This window comes from Alkaliphilus metalliredigens QYMF (genome assembly GCF_000016985.1).
Lineage (GTDB): Bacteria > Bacillota > Clostridia > Peptostreptococcales > Natronincolaceae > Alkaliphilus_A > Alkaliphilus_A metalliredigens.
On the sequence record NC_009633.1, the window covers coordinates 4394672 to 4415034 of the forward strand.

Genomic DNA, 20363 nt, shown 5'->3' on the forward strand with positions numbered 1-20363 from the left:
ATTAAAGCTTTAGAAAAAATTGATTTTCAGAAAGTTTCTCAAAAGGAAGCCATGCAAAATATAAGAAGTTAGACATTCCTACAAGAGTAGTGATTATACCTATGCATGATGAAATTGCAAAAGGGACCTTAAAAAGTATTTTAGAGCAAGCTGATATACAACTTGATGAATTCTTAAATATTTTATAGTAACTCATTCTTAGGAATGAGTTTTTTCATACCGGTCGCGCATTTGCAACGTCCCTGCACCGGACCCACGGAGACTCTCCCCCTTGGCGGAGCTTCGCTCCCGGTGAAGGGATGTGGTGCTCTGACCTTTTCCTTGGCACTTGCTTCTAGCACCTTTATGCAAATGTATTGTTATAGGTAGTGATGACGCTTTTTACCTCTACAATCCTTCGCATAAAAAAAATGATATATCTTTAAACATTAGTTAATATGCCAAATAAAACGAGTCCTAGAAAAACAGAAAAAATCACTTTATGTATTAACTTTAATTTATCCCACTTTTTAAGAGGAACTTCTAAAATTTCAAATAAAATATCTAAGATTGCACTCATACAAATCACTCCTCTCATTTCCCTATATTTAAGCAAATTAATTTTGTATAATCCATTTGTTTAGGATAAACAGATATTTTATCATCATTAAATAAAACTATAATTAGCGAGTTTTGTTTGGTACATATACTAGGTACATATAAGAAAATAATATAAATACCCCTACTGGATTTTTAGAAATGAGAATTTCATATTTGTATGTCATAATGAAAAATAGAGTTAATGTTATAGTAAGTAGTGTTACTTTATATTTAATAATGCCAAAAATGTTAACCAATTTGTCCTTGTAATGAAATACTCTGTTAAATAGATATAATATTAAGATTGCAGTTGACGCAGGTAACATCATCGAAAACAGTTCCATACTAAACACATCCTTTCAAAATACTAAAACATTGCTTTAAATCTTTCGTATTTTTAATCAAATAAGCCACAAATAATTTGTATAACATATTACCTATCTTCAAAACACTACTTTCTTTATTAAACAATACCCTAAAAAACAACCCCGATATCATCATTGCCTATAACGGTCTCGCCATTCCCGACACTCATTGACCCCGAAGACGTGCGCTACAGAGTGAGTGTGGTCTGGCATACTTCTTAATCTTTCCCTTCCAGACCAGTTAGTGGGAATGGGCGTGTTAGCTGACGGCTTCTTTTCTATACAAAAACTATTCCTTGCCTGCTATCTCTAATTCCAGTCTTGTAAAGAAGTCATCCATTATTTTTAATCTATTATTACCAATCTTTCTTCCCATTTGGGTATATAGCTTTTCAGGGATTTTTTTTAATTTAACTTCATATTCAATAAAAGGTGTATGCTTTGATACATCCTTTAACCTTCCATTCTCACTTGTATTTATATCCATATATTCATTAAGCGGTTTATTTTTTGATATGCATTGCCCAAATTGTCCTGCCATCATAAATGTACGAGCAATACCTATGGCTCCTATAGCATCTAATTTGTCAGCATCAAAAAGTATCTTAGCCTCTATTGTCTTAGGTTCATGTCCACTCCTATATCTATGTGTAATAATACAATGCTTTATTTCTTCTATTTTCTCCTCTTCATAATCTAGATTTATTAGTATCTTTTCTGCCATCTTGCCACCTAAAACAGCATGATCAATTTCTCCAATTTTATCTTGACTTTCTATAACTCTTGCTACATCATGTAATAATGCTGCTGGGATTAGAACATCTAAATCAACGTTTTCTTCATGCTCAGATAAATAAATGCACAAACTATGTACTCTCATAACATGATCAAGATTATGTGCTGAGCATGATAATTCCTTTTCAACAATTTCTTTTATTTTTTCAATTTTTGTTTTCATTCCTTGAAGCTTCCTTCCTATATCTAGTTTTGTAAAATTGCTGTTAGCTAACGTTTCTGGCATTCCCGACACCTTTGAACTGGACCCCAAAGGAATATCCCTTGGCGGTGCTTGCCACCCAGTGAGAAGGTATGGTGCTGACCTTACTTCCTGACGATGCATACAGAGACTCTCTTCCTGACGTCACTTCTTGCACCCCTGCGGGAATGGTCATGTTAGTTGATGCCACAACCTGCCTCACTCTCTAATGGCATATTAAAATAGATGATGCGAACTAAACATTCTATTTTTTAAAAGGATTTATGATCCTTTTTTTAAATTTATCAATAGTAGTTTCAAGTAATGATTCCTTAAGGTTCTCAGGTTTAATACTCGTTATCTCCCATGAATTCCTAGTACATATATCCATGATTTCGTGTACTATGCTTCTACTCTCACTATTTTCAGCTCCCCAGCTATACATAAGCGTTCCGTCTTTTCCTCCACTAGCAACCAGTTCTATCTCTACCTTATTGTCATTAATAAATTTAAAAATAATTACTGACATAAGCGTTGATGAGATTCTAAAATAATAATTTTCTCTCATCAACACTACTATATCTCCTGACTCGTACATATATGGCTTATCTGCATGATATCCATCTTCATACTTATATAAAGCATCACTTATTTTTTGAATCTCTTCTCCTTCTATAACTAACTCAGCTACCTTCATCATATATCTCCCCTAAAATTCTTTATTATATATAATCTAAAAATAAATTTTGATTTGTTTCACAATTTTCATCTAATGTTTAGTAGCATCAAACAAACCAATTGGCCCCAACGCCCTCCCCCGATATTGTGGGTCGGGTAAGTCAGAGGGATTACTCCCTCGTTCTCCCCTAAGAACCGTACTTGACACTTTCACGTCATACGGCTCAAGTTATCTATGACTAACCAATGCCAATAGTTAGCGAGCTTTTCTTTTCAAATAATATGAATCATATTCTTCTAGATACGGATTGGCATCAAATTTTATTAAAATATGTCTTTTAATTTTAAAGTCACTTGCAAATAGTAAGGTTGCGTTTTCTGATTTGAAAATCCAATCTCTTGTTTTGATTTGTGCAAAGTATTTGCTTTTCCTCCATTTTTTAGGTTTCATGGGGTGCCTTCTCTTTGCCCATAGCCACAGGTATCTAAAAATATTTTTGTCTAGGGTTTGAAATGTCTTCTTTGCACAGACATGGTTATGATAATTGCACCATCCCCTTATGATTTGATTCAATCTATATATTAGTATTTCTTGTTTCTGCATTATATTGATTCGTATGGTTTCCTTTATTTTTCTGGTTATTTTTTTAAGGGATTTTGCTGATGGCTTTATGATGAGCTTGTCTTTATGCTTTTTATAATTCCATCCTAGATAATCAAAACCTTCTTCAATATGAGTAATCTTTGTCTTTTCTTTTGATAACTCAAGTCCTCTTTCCTCTAAGAACCCTTCTATCAGTATCTTGATTTCTTCTAAAACTTCCTTGCTTCTTGCTGTTATTATGAAATCATCGGCATATACATTCACATTTACTTTCTCTTTGTTATACTGTCTATCTACTGTTCCTACGCTGTTTGTCCAATATTTCTTCTTCAACATTGTCGCCATTCCATTCAGGGCGATGTTTGCAAGTGTTGGCGAAATGATACCTCCTTGGGGTGTGCCCTGCCCTGTCGGATACAGATTGTTTTTAAAGGTATAACCTGCTTTTAAAAATTGGTTTAGTACCCTTTTATTCATGATTATATTCTTCAGTAGCCAATTGTGGGAGATGTTATCAAAACAACCTTTGATGTCTCCTTCAAGCACCCATTCTGATGAGTGTTTGTATGCTAGACATTTAAACAAGTGTTCATTTGCATCCTTTGTACTTCTAAATTTTCTGAATCCAAAACTTGTTTTGTCTAGAATTGATTCTGACACAGGGTCTAAACATAGTAGATGCAATGCTTGCATTGCTCTGTCGTGAAATGTTGGCAGGGTCAGCACGAATTACACAAAAACTCAATCCCCTTTTAGGAAGTCTTACAATTACTCATCCATTTCATCCTTTATGTGGACAAAATTATGACATCCTTGAAGTAAAAAAATTCAACGGTTTGCAAAGATATTCTTTGCGTACGGATTCTGGTGTCATATGTGTCCCTGAGTCTTGGACGGATCGGCAAATACACAAGCTGGATTCTCACATGACTCATTTTGATGCATTCACCCTAAAAGAATTAGCTCAACTTCTTCAAAGCTTAGAAGTATCCGTAAATCCTTTTGACAAATCTAAGCAAGAGGAATAAATCTTACTATGACTACTAATGCTATTAATGAATTGAAAATACTTCCACCTTAGAGTTCAAAGGGGGTACGTCACAAATACTACACCTGTTGTCCTCAATAAATACTGTGATTTGTAGAAAGGATGCTTATGATGTCTAGTCCAACATTAATAGCTTTAGTAGGGAATGATGTTTGTAGGGCAGACGAACTTGTTACTATTGTTGCAAATTTAGTTCGTTCTTGTCTGGCTGCAATGCATAAGGAGGAACAAGAACATAATGATATCAACATCGAAAGTGAGAGCAGAACACTTGAATCGAATGGCGATTGTTTATATCCGACAATCAACTTTGACCCAAGTTCGTTACAATCAAGAGAGCACCCAACGCCAATATGCACTTCAGGAGAAAGCTTTAAACCTTGGGTGGACCCAGGAACAAATTCAGATCATCGACGAAGACCTTGGAATTTCAGGTTCGGGGCGATCCCTTCGACAGGGATTTCAGCAACTCGTCGCACAAGTCTCTTTGGGTCAAGTTGGAGCCATTTTTGGTCTCGAGATTTCCCGACTAGCACGCTCTTGTGCAGATCTCCTGAGGCTTTTGGAACTCTGTGCGCTATTCAACACAATTGTAGTGGATGAAGACGGCATCTATGATCTTAGCGATTTTAACGACCGTCTCATTCTTGGATTCAAAGGGACAATGAGTGAAGCTGAACTGCATTTTCTTCGTTCCCGCATGCTCGGTGGGAAGAAGAATAAAGCTAAAAAGGGTACACTGCGTTTTCCGCTACCTGTAGGTTATGTCTACGATATTGATGGTCAAACAGCTCTAGATCCTGACGAAGAGGTCCAAATTGCTGTGCGCAATGTCTTCCACGCTTTTCAAGCCAGTGGCAGTGCTTATGGTGTCGTCAAGTTTTTTGCTAAAAACACGCTTCGTTTTCCTAAACGAGCTTATGGAGGCGCATGGGCTGGGAAACTTGTTTGGGGAACTCTTACCCACAGCCGAGTTCTCGGAATTTTGTATAATCCAAGCTATGCTGGAGCTTATGTATATGGGCGCTATCATGATCAGAAGAGTGTAGATCCTCAGGGGTTATTTATCCACCATACCATTCGTCTACCTATGGAACAATGGGAAGTCCTTATCCCTGATCATCATCCGGCCTATATTACATGGGAAAACTACGAAAAAAATCTCAAACAGCTGCAGAATAATCGTACCAATCTTGAGCGAAGTGGTCCAGCTCGAGAAGGTACTGCTCTACTTCAGGGTGTGGTGCTGTGTGGGAAATGTGGCCGGCGCATGACTGTTCGCTATACGGGCAATGGTGGTATTTATCCTGTATATGAATGTAAAGGAAGGTGGGAGCATGGTCTTCGAGCTACATGCACCACAGTTCCAGCTACAATAATCGATCAAGTTGTCACAACCAGGCTTATGCAAATCATTCAACCAGCAGAATTGGACCTTGCCCTTAAAGTCACGGATAAACTGTTAAAAGGAGAAGATGATGCCGATAAAGGATGGTCTTTGTCTTTGGAACGTGCAAAGTATGAAGCTAACCGTGCAGAACGCCAGTACCAGCAAGTAGAGCCTGAAAATCGTTTAGTTGCACGCAGCCTCGAAGCTCGATGGAACGAAAAACTTACAGAGTTAGCGCAAATTCAAGAGCAATATGCACAATACAAATCTCGTCAAAGTTGGCAACCTACTGAAGAAGATAAAGCTCAAATTCTTTCTTTGGCAAAAGAATTGCCTCGTATTTGGTATGCAGCTACTACTACAGCTAAAGATCGAAAACGTATATTGCGGATGCTCCTTGAAGATATCACTATATTTGCAGAAGCAAGACAATCTGATATTCGGCTGGGTCTACGATGGAGAAATCAATCTCATGAAGAAATTAATGCTACAAAACCTCTGCCGAAATCAATGGCTCGCAAACACACGTCAGAAACGGTAGAACAGGTCCGAAAATTATCTGATACAATGACTGACAGTCAAATTGCAGATTACTTCAACGAATCCGGCCACCATACACCAGAAGGAAAATTGTTTACAGTCGATTCCATCAAGTGGATTCGATATTCACACAAGATAAAAAGGCTTTCTATGCAACAGCAAGGGTTATCTGTAAAAGATGTAGCCGAACAATTCAATGTCGCACCTGGTGTCGTCTATTACTGGATTAAACATGGTATTTTAGAGGCAAAAAAATTCGCTCCAGGTTGGCCTTGGAATATTCAATTAGATAAACAAAAAGAAATAGAATTGAGAGAATGGGTTCAAAAGTCGGGACACTTGTCAAAAATGACACAGGGTCTCTGAAGAACTTTTTAAAAACCAAAAACAGTCTTGGGAGGTGTGCAGTATGAATTCACCGTGGGAATTCCTAGCGGTCGATTTTTACCATTTGATTTCTTTATGAATGTTCTTTTAAGAGGGGCTGCTTTATATTTATGGTTTGTTAGTGCTAACGCACCTTTGTATTTGCTTGCTGGTGATGACCATTTTTCTGAATCAACTCCAGCTGTTCTTTTCCCTCTATTGCCTGTGATTCTTTTTACCGCAAGTAGCTTGGCATAATGTGATTCTGATAAAAGATACTGTAGCTTTTTGACTAGATTCATTCTATTCTTTGATACAGCTCTGGCAATCCTTGATTGAAGTTTATTAACTTTTTCTTCTACAATGGCCCAATCTATTTTTTCCCATTGCAGTGCGTAGTCTACAGACGCCCGCTCTTCGCTTTTTAGCTTTTCTGTATTCATAAAGTTTCCATCCTATCTTTGCCTTAAATAACCATGCTAGAAGTCTGCACTCTTTCGAGTTAGAGCAAATTTCGAACCCTTATCAGTCTCATTACAAGACTGCCTTCGCTTTCTCTAGCTTCCCATAACCACTGATATTGTGTGTTCTTTACAGAAAACCTACCTTCTCAGGAATCAACGGCCTTACCCAGTTCTACACCTTAGCCAGTTCATACTACCTTAGATTCTACCTTTACCCCGGAGCTTCTGTCCATTTATCTATCGATATGACAAGTCGATAGACCTACGCTCATACCTTTTGGTCATAGGGTTACAGCCTTTTTCCCTACTTACGTTTAACGAGGCTTACAGTAATTCATTTAATTTAATCATAGCAGTACATTTACCCTAGCAATCACCCACATTAGGCTTGCAGGATTTTCACATTGTCTCTACAGCTTAGAACCCCTTCATTGCTGATGACGCACCTATAGATAGGGTTACTCCAAATGGATAGAGCAGTCCAAAAGCCTTTCGGCTTAGACAGCCCAAGATGTAACTTATCGCTTTTATTTTCAAGCGCTGGTCGCACTGTCAACTAACGTTCTCGCATTTGCCACTCATTCGAACTGGACCTCAAAGGAATACCCTATAGCGGAGCTTCGCTCCCAGTGAGAATGTGTGGTGCTGAACCTGCCCCCCCCAAATGTGCTTCCAGCACCTTTATGCAAATGCATTGTTCTCCGATGCCATACGCCCCGTGACTCAGAGGGCGACAGGACGTCGCCCCCTTAAACATAGAACTCCACCCGTACTGCAGATTATATAAATATTACGAAGCTTCATTTAGAATTAACTATCTGCGTACTTTGCCAGAAATATGTTCAATACTAATTTTTATTACTTTAGTTGCCTTACTTGCATTTTTTATATATTCTTTTCCTTTTTCAATATAATCTGGTGAATATTTTTTTAATATTTCTAAAAGGGCTGTATTTTTTTCATCATCAAAAACTTCATTTGCTATTCCTAATAATATTACACTCTCATATTTTGTACTAAATTTGTCAGGTAGAATGCAAGTTTCTCCAACTACACAAAAAGATACCTTGTTATTATTTAATATGTTATCTAATTTATGCCCTTCGGTAGCACAATGAAAATATATTGAATTATTTATAAAAACAAAACTTACTGGTACTCCATATGGATACTCATTTTGACTTACAGTTGATAGAATACCATAATCACTGTTTTCTATGATTTGAATAACTTCATTATTTTTAATTTCTCTGTCTTTTCTCCGTAATTCTCTAAACATAATAACCCCTCCATATCATTTTTAAATGTCGTATTGGCTAATTCATAATATTTTACAAATGTGATTAAAAAAGCTATTAATATCCTTTTACACAATCCGCGGTAGGACACCGCGGTCTCAGCGTATGGTTTCGGAGAACGTTCTCTGCCATTCCCGACGCCTTCGAACTGGACCGCAGAGGAATGCCCCCCTTGGCGGTGCTCGCACCCAGTGAGAAGGTGTGGTGCTGACCTTGCTTCCTGACGGTGCTTCTTGCACTCAAAGCGGTAATGGACATGTTATGTGCCGTCCTTCCTCGCTACAATATCTATGATTACTGAACTCTTTCCTGTATATTTTTTAAATCCTTCTTAGAAAGCATTGTATAATACTACTTCGGATTATATGTATTTGTTTTTTATAATCACTCAATTGATTTTTATATTTACACTCTTTTCTTAGTTTAATAAAAAGCTTTTTATTAAACCCCAAAATATAAATAAAGCATATGCAATACGCATATATCCCCAAAATGACTTTTTTTCCCGTTGAAGTTCTACAAACCCAGAAATTAATATGCTCACTCCAAAGAAAAATAGTATATAGGGCATAAGATCAAAATTGCCAATTATCAGGCTGTAACCTGCTAAAACAGCAGCAATTACTCTAAATATGTTGTTAATAATTTCTATCAATATATTCACTCCTCAAGCTAGTTTAAAGTAAAAATTTACATCTAAACTTATTTTCTCTAGCTAAACAGCAATAACATAATAATAATTTTATTGCATAGTTAATATTTCGGGCTCTAATTTTTTGAGACTAGATAAAAATTAGAAATTTAGACTTTTTGCACTAAAATCAATAAGATATTCTTACTAATAATATTTTTTCTGTTGCAACTATCTTTTCAACCTTACTTTTCCCCACTACTTCAACTTTCTTTAGCCTGGATGTCACATAACGTTCCTGCCATTCCCGACGCCTTCGAACTGAACCCTATAGGAATACCCACTTGGCGGTGCTTGCACCCAGTGAGAAGAGTGTGGTGCTGACCCTACTTCCTGATGGTTCATACAGAGACCCTCTCCCTGACGGTGGTTCCTGCACCCTAGCGGGAATGGACATGTTATGTAAAGTTTGGCTCGTATTATAGAAAGTACTATAAATTCTAATCAGAACCAGCCTTATTTCCTTTTTAAAATATAAGTTACAAAATAACCTCTTTCATCTTGTCTTGAATCCCTTTTTATTAAGTCAAATGATTCATAAATTTCTTCAAAATCTGTTGATTGTATTAAATCTTCTTTTTTTATTCTAGAGTCAACTTTATGTTCTTCACCAAAACCTGAAACAAATACAATACCACCATCAGTTATATGATTCTTTAATTCTTTAAGTTGAGCATTACCTAGTCTATAATGATTAATTAATATGTTATCAAATATCCCAATATTATTTAATGAACTATCTTTAGTTAAATCAATTTGTTTTGTAATTACTGTTAAATTATTTTTCTGTGCAAAACACCTTAATCTTTCAAGTGCTTTTTCACTGAAATCAATTCCTGTTACTTTAAACCCATGACGAAGAAGAAAAAGAGCATTTCTACCGTCGCCGCAAGCAATGTCAAGAACTGTACCTTTATTAAAATATCCAATATTATCTATTAAGGATTGCTCAGGATCTAGTATCCTCTCCCCTCTGTTCTGAAATTTTTCGTCCCAAAATGTTTTGTTTCCAATATACTCCATTTGATTGCCTCCTGTATCGGTCCCGCATTTGCAACGTTCCTGAACGGGACCCACTTGACCCTACCCCTTGGCGGAGCTTTGCTCCCGGTGAAGGGATGTGGTGCTCTGACTTTTCCCTTGATACGTACTTCTAGCACCTTTATGCAAATGTATTGTTATAGGTAGTGATGACGATTTTTACTTCTATAATCCTTCGTATAGAATAGAAAGTGCGTATTTGAAATATTGACCTTCAAAATACAAACAATTAAATTAGTGCTAATTATTTGCTACTTATTTGTATGGATTAATAAATTTATAAACTAAAGCAGATGCTCCGAATAAAGCAGCTGACACACCTATTATGAGGGAAAATGTAAAACTTAGATAATCTATAAATATTAGTAACAATAGGCCGACAGTTATTGCTGCTATATCTACCCAATAAAGTTTTTTTGCATAAATTCTACTTATAGCAAAAAATACTAGTATACTTATTCTAATAATTGACGCTGAGTCAAATTCATATATATTACCTAAAACTGAAAAAAGTATAAAAAACATAATCGATGCTATTATAACTATTCTATCAAAAATAATAATCACTTCCTTCTAAAGAATTATTAACCTAATTATATAAACAACCTATTTAATTAAATTTTTAATTGAGATAATTAGAATAATAATTAAAAATCATCTTTCAAATTAAATACTAGATTGTTATAGTATTCAATAACTAATTCAACTCTTCTAGTTATATCTAACTTTTCAAGTGAATTCTCACAGTAGATATACTTTATTACACATTTTTCATCACATACGTCATAAATAATTTGGATAATCTATTATCTACCTTCAAAACACTTCTTTCTTTATTAAACAAGACCCTAAAAAACAGCCCCGATATCATCATTGCCTATAACACCTGTATTCCCGCCAACTCATAACGAGGTTGGCGGTTCAACTCCAAGGTCACTATATAGTTGCTTCTGTTTTTCTAGAATCTCGCCTACACGAACCACTTGACCTGGCTGCTCAAAGCATTCTATAACATCTAGTTTATCCAATATACTTTGCAGTGTATAATCTTTGAAGAGATTCTTTTCCTGCATTTGTTTCTTAATGTATGATAAATAAATTAATTAATGCAATGAATTCAGTGAACAGCTTACCGTTAAGACTCTGTTCTGAGGATACCAATGTCCGCCTCATATTCAATCGTTCTTTTAGGTTGCCTAACGCCTTTTCGACCACATCTTTATTGCGGTAGATCTCAAGTGCAGTAATTGCATCCATGGTTTCATTGCTGACAAGAACGAAGTAGCCATAATACCTTTTGGCTTGGGAAACAACTTCCTGCCTGACTGTTGCTTTGATGCCACGTTTAGGTGTTGTTTTCAACTCAAAGTACTTGCTATAGAGCTTCTCGTGTTCAGGAACTCGTTTGCCACTTTCTAGTTCCCTGCGAAGGCCAATCAGCTTTTTGTCAAAGGCTTTTTCATCTTCAGCAGCTTTATCGATGTTGTAGTAGTAATGGAGATAGATACGTTTTGTGTCTGCCAGCGTGTCACCTTTGTACCGTCTTTCTTGAGTGTAGTGCCATTCAGCTTGGACTGTGCGGGCATACAGTTCATATTTTTCACTGTAATGATCAAAGGAACGGAATCCATCATAGATGGGATCAAGTTCCTTTCGAATAAACTTCAGTGAGGTTTTGCCAGCAATCAGGAACTTGATATGATCTTTGTAGAGACTGTTGATGTTATCTTCACTGTAGAAGCCTCTGTCCATGACCAGCTTCACTTTTGGAATGCCCAGGACATTCAGGTCGGCAAGTAGATTCTTCACTGTTTTTGAATCAGGTATATTGCCGGCAAGCTGTCGGTAGTAAAATGGAAGGTTTGATTCTTCTCCGAATACCATGGCAAGGTTTATCTGTGCTAGACGGTCATTTTCCTTGTTCATGCCATACTGGACCTGTCGCAGGTGCTCGGAATAGCTAGAAATAGAGGTAATATCATAGGCCCAGTATTCCTTCTCAATTCGACGTTTTCCCTGAAGACGAAAAAACTGCTCCTTGTTCTCTTCTTTAACTGAGGAAAAAACCTCACTGCTACGTTGTGAAGGGATGTCTTTATCATAAGGATGCTTGTGCAATGTATGCCACTTTTCAAATCTGAACAAAGGATTGTTTTCCTCAAGTATCAGATAATATGCGATTGACATGAGTTGCTTATAGTTATCAGGAAAGCACTTTTTCAGATCCTCGGTGATCCCGAGCTTATCACCTATGGCATCAAGAAGATAGGTAGCTCCATAGAACTGGCGTTTCACCGTTTCAGATGGTATCGGACCTCTCTTTTTCACCTGTGTGTCGGACTTACTTTTTCTGCCTTTGCCATCGGTTGGCATAATTTTACCAGTTGCATCATCAACCCGACCGATGAGCTTTCGCTTTGAACGGGACTGTTTCTTTTCCTTGTCCCAATGGGATATGGATTCATAGGCATAGGTGATACCTGAACGTTTATCTTTTTGGTATACAATTGCCGGCATTCCATCTACCCTCTTTATGTATGTTGTAACACATAACGAGGGTAGATACCAGTAAAAGATGGGCAGAATCAAGTTTTTATAAGGGATTTAGCGATTTAACTACATTGTTATCGTTAGGTGTATGCGGGAATCCAGGATAACAGTTCTGTAAATGGTTTATACCAACCTAGAGCCAAATTTTATATAACGTTCTGCCATTCCCGACGCCTTCGAACTGGACCCCATAGGAATACCATCTTGGCGGTGCTTGCACCCAGTGAGAATGTGTGGTGCTGACCACGCTTCCTGACGGTGCTTCTTGCACCCTTGTGGGAATGGCTTGTTATATGATGGGAAAAATGCTTCTACCCTACTTGAAGTAAATAACTAACCAGTAATTTTATTTTTGTTGTTTTATTTTCTAACTAAGTCTTTTAAATCATCTTTACCTAACCAAGGTCTTTTCCTATGAAGCATTCGATGACAATTTGAACAAACTATGGATATATCTTCTGCTTTAGTAATAGTATCTTCATCTAATTCGGATAATGCTACAGTGTGGTGTCCTTCAATAAATCCTTCTCCAATTTCACCATAAAAAGCATGAAAATTAAACCCACATATTTCACAGAACAATTGCCCACTATGCTTATCTGAAAAGATTTTTTTTGCTTTTCGTATTACCTTTGGATTTCTTTCCCTTGATATATGTATTCTTGCTTTCTTCTTTCCTTCCTGAAAACCAGTATCATCTTCACTTAAGTCAACATTATCCACGCTAGGCTCATATTCGTTTAATCCCCAAATACCTTCTCCTTTTCCGCTTACGCTATAAAAAACATCTCGTCCTTTATAACCATCACTATCACTAGAATTATCATATATAGTTCTTCTTACCGTATTTCTCCACGTTTTAGTAAAATCCATATGCTTTCTTTCTTCTAGCCTCATATAGATATCTTGTAATGTACCTTCTCCACCTAATTCATTTAAAACTTCAATAATTTCTGATAACCAAGACTTTTCTTGCGCCATAATAATCTCTCCTCATAATTAGTTTAGAATTCTTCACTTTAAATTTTTCCTGTCATATAACTCTTATATTCCTAACACTTCGGTAACACTCCCAGATTCCAAGTGTTCCTGAACGTGTTTCGCTAATACTCCCTAAAGCTGATCTAATGGATTAGAAATTTTAGTCAAAGATTGTACTGAAACATGAGTGTATATCTCAGTGGTTTTACTATTTCTGTGACCAAGCAATTCTTGAATATACCTTAAGTCAACACCTGCTTCAAGCATATGGGTTGCGTAAGAATGTCTTAATTAGAATATATCATTTAACAAATACGCCTTTCAGCTATACATAATCATTCGTTACAACAACATTCAACACCTTTATAAATCGCTTAGCAATTTACTACACGTTTCGACAACATGCTCTTTAAAGCTCAGTTTACATCCTTCGTTTATGACAAAAAAGGATAAAAACCGGAGTTAATACCGGCTTTTATCCTTAGTTTTCTGTACAATTTTATTTTTCTCGTTACACGCTCTTATTCAACTGTTACTGATTTCGCGAGATTTTTGGGTTTATCCACGTCTGCTCCTCTGGCTACTGCTATATAATATGCAAATAGTTGTAGTGGAATCACAGACAGGATTGGTGACAATTCATCCATGGTATTAGGAATATAGATCACTGCATCGGCAGATTTTTCAATCTCCTGATTCCCTTCCTGGGCAACACCGATGACATATGCTCCTCTGGCTTTGACTTCCTTCATATTGGAAAGCATTTTGTCGTAAAGATAATCATGGGTGGCCAATGCAACCACTAATGTTCCTTCTTCTATTAAGGCAATTGTACCATGCTTTAACTCTCCAGCTGCGATAGCTTCAGAGTGAATGTATGAGATTTCCTTTAGTTTCAAAGAACCTTCTCTCCCTACATGATCATCTATTCCTCTACCAATGTAGAAAACATTTTCATTGTGAAATTGTTGATCTGCAAGTTTTTGGATATTCTCTATATTTTCTAATAGGGTTTCTACCTTTTCTGGTAGTGCTTTTAGCTCTGTTAATACTTCATCGTATTTTTCCTTTGTCACAGTTCCTTTTTTAATTCCCATATTTAACGCAATGAGATACATGGCCATCAATTGTGTTGTGTATGCCTTTGTTGAAGCAACAGCAATTTCTGGTCCTGCCCAAGTATAAAACACATCATCTGCTTCTCTAGAAATACGACTTCCAACAACATTGGTCACTGCCATAATTCGAGCTCCCTTTTCCTTTGCTTCTCGTAGGGCTGCTAGTGTATCTGCAGTCTCTCCCGATTGACTGACAGCAATAAATAGTGTCTTATCATCCACAAATGGATCTCGATATCTAAATTCTGAAGCAACATCGACTTCCACAGGAATCCTAGCAAACTTCTCTATGGCATATCTTCCTACAAGTCCTGCATGATAAGCAGTTCCGCATGCAACAATAACCACTTTATTGATTTTTTCTAAATCTTCTTTTGTCAACTTGATATCGTCCAATATGATCTCATTGTTTTCATTGATTCTTGGTGACAATGTGTCCTTTAATGCCTTAGGTTGCTCATAGATTTCCTTCAGCATAAAGTGTGGATACCCACCTTTTTCAGCTGCTTCCACATCCCAAGTCACTTCAAAAATCTCTCTCTCTACTTTTCGTCCTAATTCATCTAATATTTCAATGTTATTTTCATCTATGATGGCCATTTCTCCATCATTTAAAAAATAAACTTCCTTTGTGTACTTTAAAATAGCTGGGATATCAGAAGCAATGAAGTTTTCTCCCTTTCCAATTCCCACAACCAAAGGGCTATCCTTTCTCACAGCCACTAAACGATCGGGATGCTTTCTGCTGATAACTCCGATGGCATAAGCGCCTTCCATTCTCTTGACTGCTTCTTGAACAGCCTTAACAATGTCTCCCTCATAATAGTAGTCTACTAAATGAGCAATCACTTCAGTATCTGTCTCGGATTTAAACTCTTTTCCTTCTTCAATTAGCCATTCCTTTAGCTTCATGTAGTTTTCAATAATCCCATTGTGAACAACTGCAATGTCCCCTGATCCATTTACATGGGGATGGGAATTGACATCATTGGGTTCTCCGTGGGTTGCCCATCTTGTATGCCCGATTCCTAAACTCCCTTTAATTGGAACATTTTTTAAGTGTTCTTCTAATATACTTAATCTGCCTTTATATTTTCTAACATCAAGTTTATTATTGTCATAAATCGCCACTCCAGCAGAATCATATCCTCGATACTCTAATTTTTCTAATCCATCTACTAAAATGGCCGCGGCCTCCTGCTTTCCTATATATCCAACAATACCACACATAATTTAGTCTCCTCTCGACTTTTAAATGATTAGTCTTCTCTTATTTTCTCAAAAAAACTTTCAAATTATCACACTTCACAATAACTGTTACAAAAAAAACATGAACAATGAAGCCTCTAAAAATACGTTATGTATTTTCACAGACCTTTCACCTGAGTCTCTTTGTACTATCAATTGCTTGATAGCTTTGTAGACTCGTTATCGGTGGTGACTACACCGCAGGGCATCCGCCGAACTTCGATAAACCCTGTCCCTCGTCAACTCAAGTATTTTCCGTCCTACTTAAGTTCAGGCGCTTTCTTTTTAATTTTCAATGATTTTCGTCATAACATCCCTCCTTCATATCATTTTTATTCTGGGATTAGTTTCTCATCTAACCCCAGGCGCACCACAGGTTACCCTAATTTTGACTCAATAAGCTGGGCCAATCCATGTGCTAACACTTCTAGCTCTGCTTGTTCTTGGCCTTCTAGCATGACTCGAACCAGTGGCTCGGTTCCAGAAGGACGAATTAGCACTCTTCCAACTCCGTTCATTTTTTCTTCGATCATTTTGATTTCGCCCATAATGACTTCATCTTCCATATAAGCTAACTTATTTTCATTTTTCACCTTGGCATTGACTAATACTTGGGGATAGGAAGTCATCATTCCTGAAAGCTCGGATAATGTCTTGCCTGACTCCTTTACAGTGGCAATTAATTGAAGTGCTGTCAAAAGACCATCTCCTGTGGTATTATACTTCAAAAATATAATATGCCCGGATTGTTCTCCCCCCAATGTGTAGCCTTCTTTTATCATTTCTTCTAATACGTAGCGATCTCCAACCTTTGTTTTAACCACTTGACAGCCTTGCTCCTTCATGGCAAGATCTAGTCCGATATTACTCATAACAGTAGCAACGATTGTATTTTTATTTAGTATATGCTTTTCGTTTAAGTTTGTGCCACAAATAGCCATCATGCTGTCTCCATCAACGATTGCTCCTGTATTGTCTACAGCGATTAATCGATCTGCATCACCATCAAAAGACAATCCAACATCTGCCTTGTTTTCCTTCACTAGCCTTTGAACAACCTCTGGATGTGTGGAACCACATCCCTCATTGATATTCATTCCATCCGGTTGATCATTAACAATGATGACCTCTGCTCCTAGTTCCTTTAATAGTTGTGGTGCTGCTTCGTAAACCGCACCATTCCCAAGGTCCATTGCAATCTTTAATCCTTCAAATCTGCATTCAATAGTTGTTTTCAAATAGTCCATATATAATCGAGTGGCTTCCTTGAGCTCAATCCGTTTTCCTACAGCGGCCCCAGTTACCCGATTCTCGATTTCTTCATTATTTAAAATATAGGTTTCAATTTGTTCTTCGATTTCATCAGGTAATTTATACCCTTGGTGATTAAAAAATTTAATCCCATTGTACTCTGCAGGATTATGTGATGCAGAAATAACAATTCCACAATTGCCTTGTAATTCTCTTGTCAAATAGGCCACTGCTGGCGTTGGAATCACACCTAAATCGATAACATCTACCCCCATGGATAAAAATCCCGAGGTGATGGCTGAAGTCAGTAGGTCTCCTGAAATCCGAGTATCTCGACCAATCACTACCTTTGCATCTTTTGCTCCCTTTATAAGTACATAGGCGCCTACGCGTCCTAACTGATAAGCTAATTCTGGTGTTAATTCTTCATTGGCTATGCCACGAATCCCATCGGTTCCAAATAGTTTTCCCATGCTTATTAACGCCTCCTGTACGAGTATCTAGTCAATTTTATCACATATGTATTTTAAACTCAATAAAGAATGAAATATAATCCAATATATTACATTCTAATAATAAGTAAAAAGAGCGCCTTCGACGCTTTCGCTAGGAAAGCATAACTTTCCTATTGCATAAAAAAACAGGAAGGCCTAGACCTTCCTGTTTCCTTACTTTTCATCACTATGCCTTTGTAGTTTCTTCATCCTTCTTTGATAGATGAATATACCCTTGGTATGCCAATACTAATGCTAATCCAAATAGTACAACTGGGAATAGAACCAGTATCCAATTACCCTTAGCTACATTATCCCGGATTAAGAATCCTAACGCTAACAATGTGACTGAGAACATAAAAATCATTGGGAAAATAAACATGATATTATTTTTGCCTGTTTTCTTAAGCCATACTGCGATGGCCATTAAGGCTAATGCCGCTAATAATTGATTTGCAGACCCAAATATTGGCCAAATCGCCTGCCAGGAGGTAACCGCCAATAATCCACCTAACCCAGCTGTAATTCCTGTTGCTACATACATATTTGTTAATGGATTCTTTTTGTCTGCATCCTCTTGAGCGAAAAATTCTTGTAAAATAAATCTCCCTAATCTTGTGGCTGTATCTAGACTTGTTAAGGCAAAGGCCGATACAGCTAAGGCAACAAATGATTTGCCTATGGTGAAGTCTATTCCAAAGCTAGTCATAAATACGGCTATCCCATCTGAAAAAACATTTACGGGTCCTCCATTTGCCAATAAAGCAGTTAGTTGATCCTGTGATATATAGGCTGCTGTAATGATTGCCACTGTAGCCAATACCCCTTCTATCAACATACTACCGTAACCAACAATTTTTGCATCACTTTCTCTATCCAGTTGTTTCGAGGTGGTTCCCGACCCTACCAAGGAGTGGAATCCTGAAATTGCCCCACAGGCAACTAAAACAAATAACATTGGAAATAAATATTGTCCTCCAACGTTAAAACCAGTGTACCCAGCCAGCACAATCCTTGGTCTAGAAATAAGCAACCCTAATACTGCACCTGCCATCATGAAGTATAATAAATATGAATTCAAGTAATCTCTAGGCTGTAGTAATATCCAAACAGGTGTAACAGAAGCTACAAAAATATACCCTAATAAAATCACGATCCAAGCATTTCTACTCAATATCATTGGAAACATGTTTCCCATTGCAATACATCCAAACAACAGTATAATCCCAACCACACTTCCTATACCAAGTGAAACCCCTCTTCTATGAACCGCAAAACCAAATACAACCGCTAATCCAATAAATAGAACGGAAGCTGTTGCTGCTTGGGGAACACTAACAAATGTATTTGCAACGATATTAGTAAATGCCGCTACAACAAGTAACAGTGTCAACCAAGCAAATCCTGCAAATAATCGTTTACCACTTCTACCCATATTGGCTTCAATTACTTCTCCGATTGATTTTCCATCATGTCTAATAGATGCAACTAGAGAGCCATAATCTTGCACGCCACCAAAGAAAATACTTCCTACAATAATCCAAAGTAATACGGGAATCCAACCAAATATTGCCGCAGCAATGGGTCCTACAATGGGACCAGCTCCTGCTATAGAGGCAAAATGGTGGCCTAATAATACTGGTGATTTGGCAGGCACATAATCCACGCCATCACCTCTTGTGTGGGCCGGCGTCCTTTTCCCATCATCTACTCCCCACTGTTTTGATAGCCAAGCGCCATAGGTTACATAAGCAATTAAAAAAGCTACAATTGAAATGAGTACTAAAACTAATGCATTCATCATAATCCCCCTTTACAATTTTTTTAACCTATCTATTCAACCTCATAAAACCTTTGAACCTCCCTTCCTCTTTTAATAGTTATCATAAAACCTTTCTCAAGGTCTATTACCAATAGTCTGACATGAGACTTTCCAAAGATATCAAAATCTATATTTTTATAAGTATATGCGTTCACAATGTCGAAATATTTCGATATTCTTTTAAAGTAGTGTTTTTTGAGTTGTTCACTTTTTAAATATTCAAAAAAACTCATCAATAATTGAATAGAATCATGAAAATGACATAAAAAAATATCCTGACTCAATTGAGTCAGGATATTTTTCAAAGTAATTAAGCTTGAGCTACACATGAGGCTCCACGCTTAAGCGCTTCTTCATTTAATGGGATTAGATGTTGTTTTCCCGGTCCATATACTTTTTTAAAGGCTTCAATAATAGAATCAACTGATACTGTTTTGGTTAACTCTAAATAAGCACCTAGCATTACCATGTTAGCAACTCTAGCATTTCCGATCTCATTAGCAATTTCATTTGCTGGAATATAATATGCATCAAGATCATCTCTATTTGTTTTTTGCTCAATTAGAGAGCTGTTGATCAATATTCTTCCGCCTTTGATGATATTGTTCTGAAACTTTGTTAGAGATGGAAGGTTCATTACAATTGCCGTGGTTGCATCCTCTGTAATAATCGGAGAACCTACCTGCTTATCTGATACGATGACTGCACAGTTTGCAGTTCCTCCACGCATTTCAGGCCCATAGGAAGGTAACCAAGAAACTTGTTTTTCTTCAATCATTCCTGAATATGTTAATAACTGACCCATGGACATAACCCCTTGTCCACCGAACCCTGCCATAATTATTTTTTCAGTTGCCAT

General features: G+C 37.1%; 17 protein-coding genes and 1 pseudogene. 3 read left to right on the forward strand and 15 right to left on the reverse strand.

What is annotated here, in order from left to right; translation table 11 throughout:
• Positions 1 to 89 precede the first annotated feature (89 nt).
• Positions 90 to 188 carry a type II toxin-antitoxin system HicA family toxin gene (locus AMET_RS27455; RefSeq protein WP_242661348.1) on the forward strand — a complete coding sequence of 33 codons (99 nt, stop codon included), beginning with the start codon at positions 90 to 92 and terminating at the stop codon, positions 186 to 188.
• 233 nt (positions 189 to 421) lie between these two features.
• Here the strand turns inward: AMET_RS27455 and AMET_RS26040 are convergent, their stop codons facing one another.
• The 4 genes from AMET_RS26040 to AMET_RS21060 form a co-directional block, all read right to left on the reverse strand.
• Complete coding sequence (locus AMET_RS26040) at positions 422 to 559, reverse strand: hypothetical protein (protein ID WP_157047325.1); 138 nt, start codon at positions 557 to 559, stop codon at positions 422 to 424.
• A 674-nt stretch (positions 560 to 1233) separates the two neighbouring features.
• On the reverse strand, positions 1234 to 1965 hold the full coding sequence (locus tag AMET_RS21050) for an HD domain-containing protein (protein ID WP_012065312.1): 732 nt from the start codon (positions 1963 to 1965) through the stop codon (positions 1234 to 1236).
• A 220-nt stretch (positions 1966 to 2185) separates the two neighbouring features.
• Entirely contained in the window at positions 2186 to 2620 is a 435-nt protein-coding gene (locus AMET_RS21055) for a hypothetical protein (protein ID WP_012065313.1), read from the reverse strand.
• 234 nt (positions 2621 to 2854) lie between these two features.
• The gene (locus tag AMET_RS21060; RefSeq protein ID WP_157047326.1) at positions 2855 to 3895 is read right to left on the reverse strand and encodes a reverse transcriptase domain-containing protein; all 1041 of its coding nucleotides are present in this window, start codon (positions 3893 to 3895) and stop codon (positions 2855 to 2857) included.
• Here AMET_RS21060 and AMET_RS26045 point away from each other — a divergent pair.
• Both AMET_RS26045 and AMET_RS21065 read left to right on the forward strand, forming a co-directional pair.
• Positions 3850 to 4230, forward strand: a complete 381-nt coding sequence (locus AMET_RS26045) for a DUF5372 family protein (protein WP_242661350.1) — start codon at positions 3850 to 3852, stop codon at positions 4228 to 4230. The genes AMET_RS21060 and AMET_RS26045 overlap by 46 nt on opposite strands.
• Before the next feature lie 258 nt (positions 4231 to 4488).
• Entirely contained in the window at positions 4489 to 6546 is a 2058-nt protein-coding gene (locus AMET_RS21065; protein WP_012065315.1) for a recombinase family protein, read from the forward strand.
• 8 nt (positions 6547 to 6554) lie between these two features.
• On the opposite strand, the gene AMET_RS21070 is transcribed toward AMET_RS21065, so the two are convergent.
• The 11 genes and pseudogenes from AMET_RS21070 to AMET_RS21125 all read right to left on the reverse strand — a co-directional run bounded on the left by AMET_RS21070 (position 6555) and on the right by AMET_RS21125 (position 20363).
• The gene (locus tag AMET_RS21070) at positions 6555 to 6989 is read right to left on the reverse strand and encodes a reverse transcriptase N-terminal domain-containing protein (protein WP_012062650.1); all 435 of its coding nucleotides are present in this window, start codon (positions 6987 to 6989) and stop codon (positions 6555 to 6557) included.
• Positions 6990 to 7824: 835 nt separating this feature from the next.
• On the reverse strand, positions 7825 to 8289 hold the full coding sequence (locus tag AMET_RS21075) for a pyridoxamine 5'-phosphate oxidase family protein (RefSeq protein WP_012065316.1): 465 nt from the start codon (positions 8287 to 8289) through the stop codon (positions 7825 to 7827).
• A 437-nt stretch (positions 8290 to 8726) separates the two neighbouring features.
• The gene (locus AMET_RS21080) at positions 8727 to 8972 is read right to left on the reverse strand and encodes a hypothetical protein (protein WP_012065317.1); all 246 of its coding nucleotides are present in this window, start codon (positions 8970 to 8972) and stop codon (positions 8727 to 8729) included.
• Between the two features lie 483 nt (positions 8973 to 9455).
• A complete protein-coding gene (locus AMET_RS21085; protein ID WP_041721202.1) occupies positions 9456 to 10022 on the reverse strand; it encodes a class I SAM-dependent methyltransferase in 567 nt (188 codons plus the stop codon).
• Positions 10023 to 11120: 1098 nt separating this feature from the next.
• A complete protein-coding gene (locus AMET_RS26750; protein WP_242661352.1) occupies positions 11121 to 12557 on the reverse strand; it encodes an IS1634 family transposase in 1437 nt (478 codons plus the stop codon).
• A 393-nt stretch (positions 12558 to 12950) separates the two neighbouring features.
• Positions 12951 to 13571 (reverse strand): HNH endonuclease, encoded by a 621-nt coding sequence (locus AMET_RS21100; protein WP_012065319.1) that lies wholly within the window; start codon positions 13569 to 13571, stop codon positions 12951 to 12953.
• Positions 13572 to 13703: 132 nt separating this feature from the next.
• Positions 13704 to 13850, reverse strand: a pseudogene (locus AMET_RS25285) (tyrosine-type recombinase/integrase); the annotation flags it as partial.
• Between the two features lie 242 nt (positions 13851 to 14092).
• Positions 14093 to 15919: a glutamine--fructose-6-phosphate transaminase (isomerizing) gene (glmS, locus tag AMET_RS21105; RefSeq protein ID WP_012065320.1), complete on the reverse strand. Its 1827-nt coding sequence runs from the start codon at positions 15917 to 15919 to the stop codon at positions 14093 to 14095.
• A gap of 395 nt (positions 15920 to 16314) precedes the next feature.
• Positions 16315 to 17661: a phosphoglucosamine mutase gene (glmM, locus tag AMET_RS21110; RefSeq protein ID WP_012065321.1), complete on the reverse strand. Its 1347-nt coding sequence runs from the start codon at positions 17659 to 17661 to the stop codon at positions 16315 to 16317.
• Between the two features lie 208 nt (positions 17662 to 17869).
• Positions 17870 to 19486: a carbon starvation CstA family protein gene (locus AMET_RS21115; RefSeq protein ID WP_330368634.1), complete on the reverse strand. Its 1617-nt coding sequence runs from the start codon at positions 19484 to 19486 to the stop codon at positions 17870 to 17872.
• A 328-nt stretch (positions 19487 to 19814) separates the two neighbouring features.
• Positions 19815 to 20363: a 2-oxoacid:acceptor oxidoreductase family protein gene (locus AMET_RS21125; RefSeq protein ID WP_012065324.1), complete on the reverse strand. Its 549-nt coding sequence runs from the start codon at positions 20361 to 20363 to the stop codon at positions 19815 to 19817.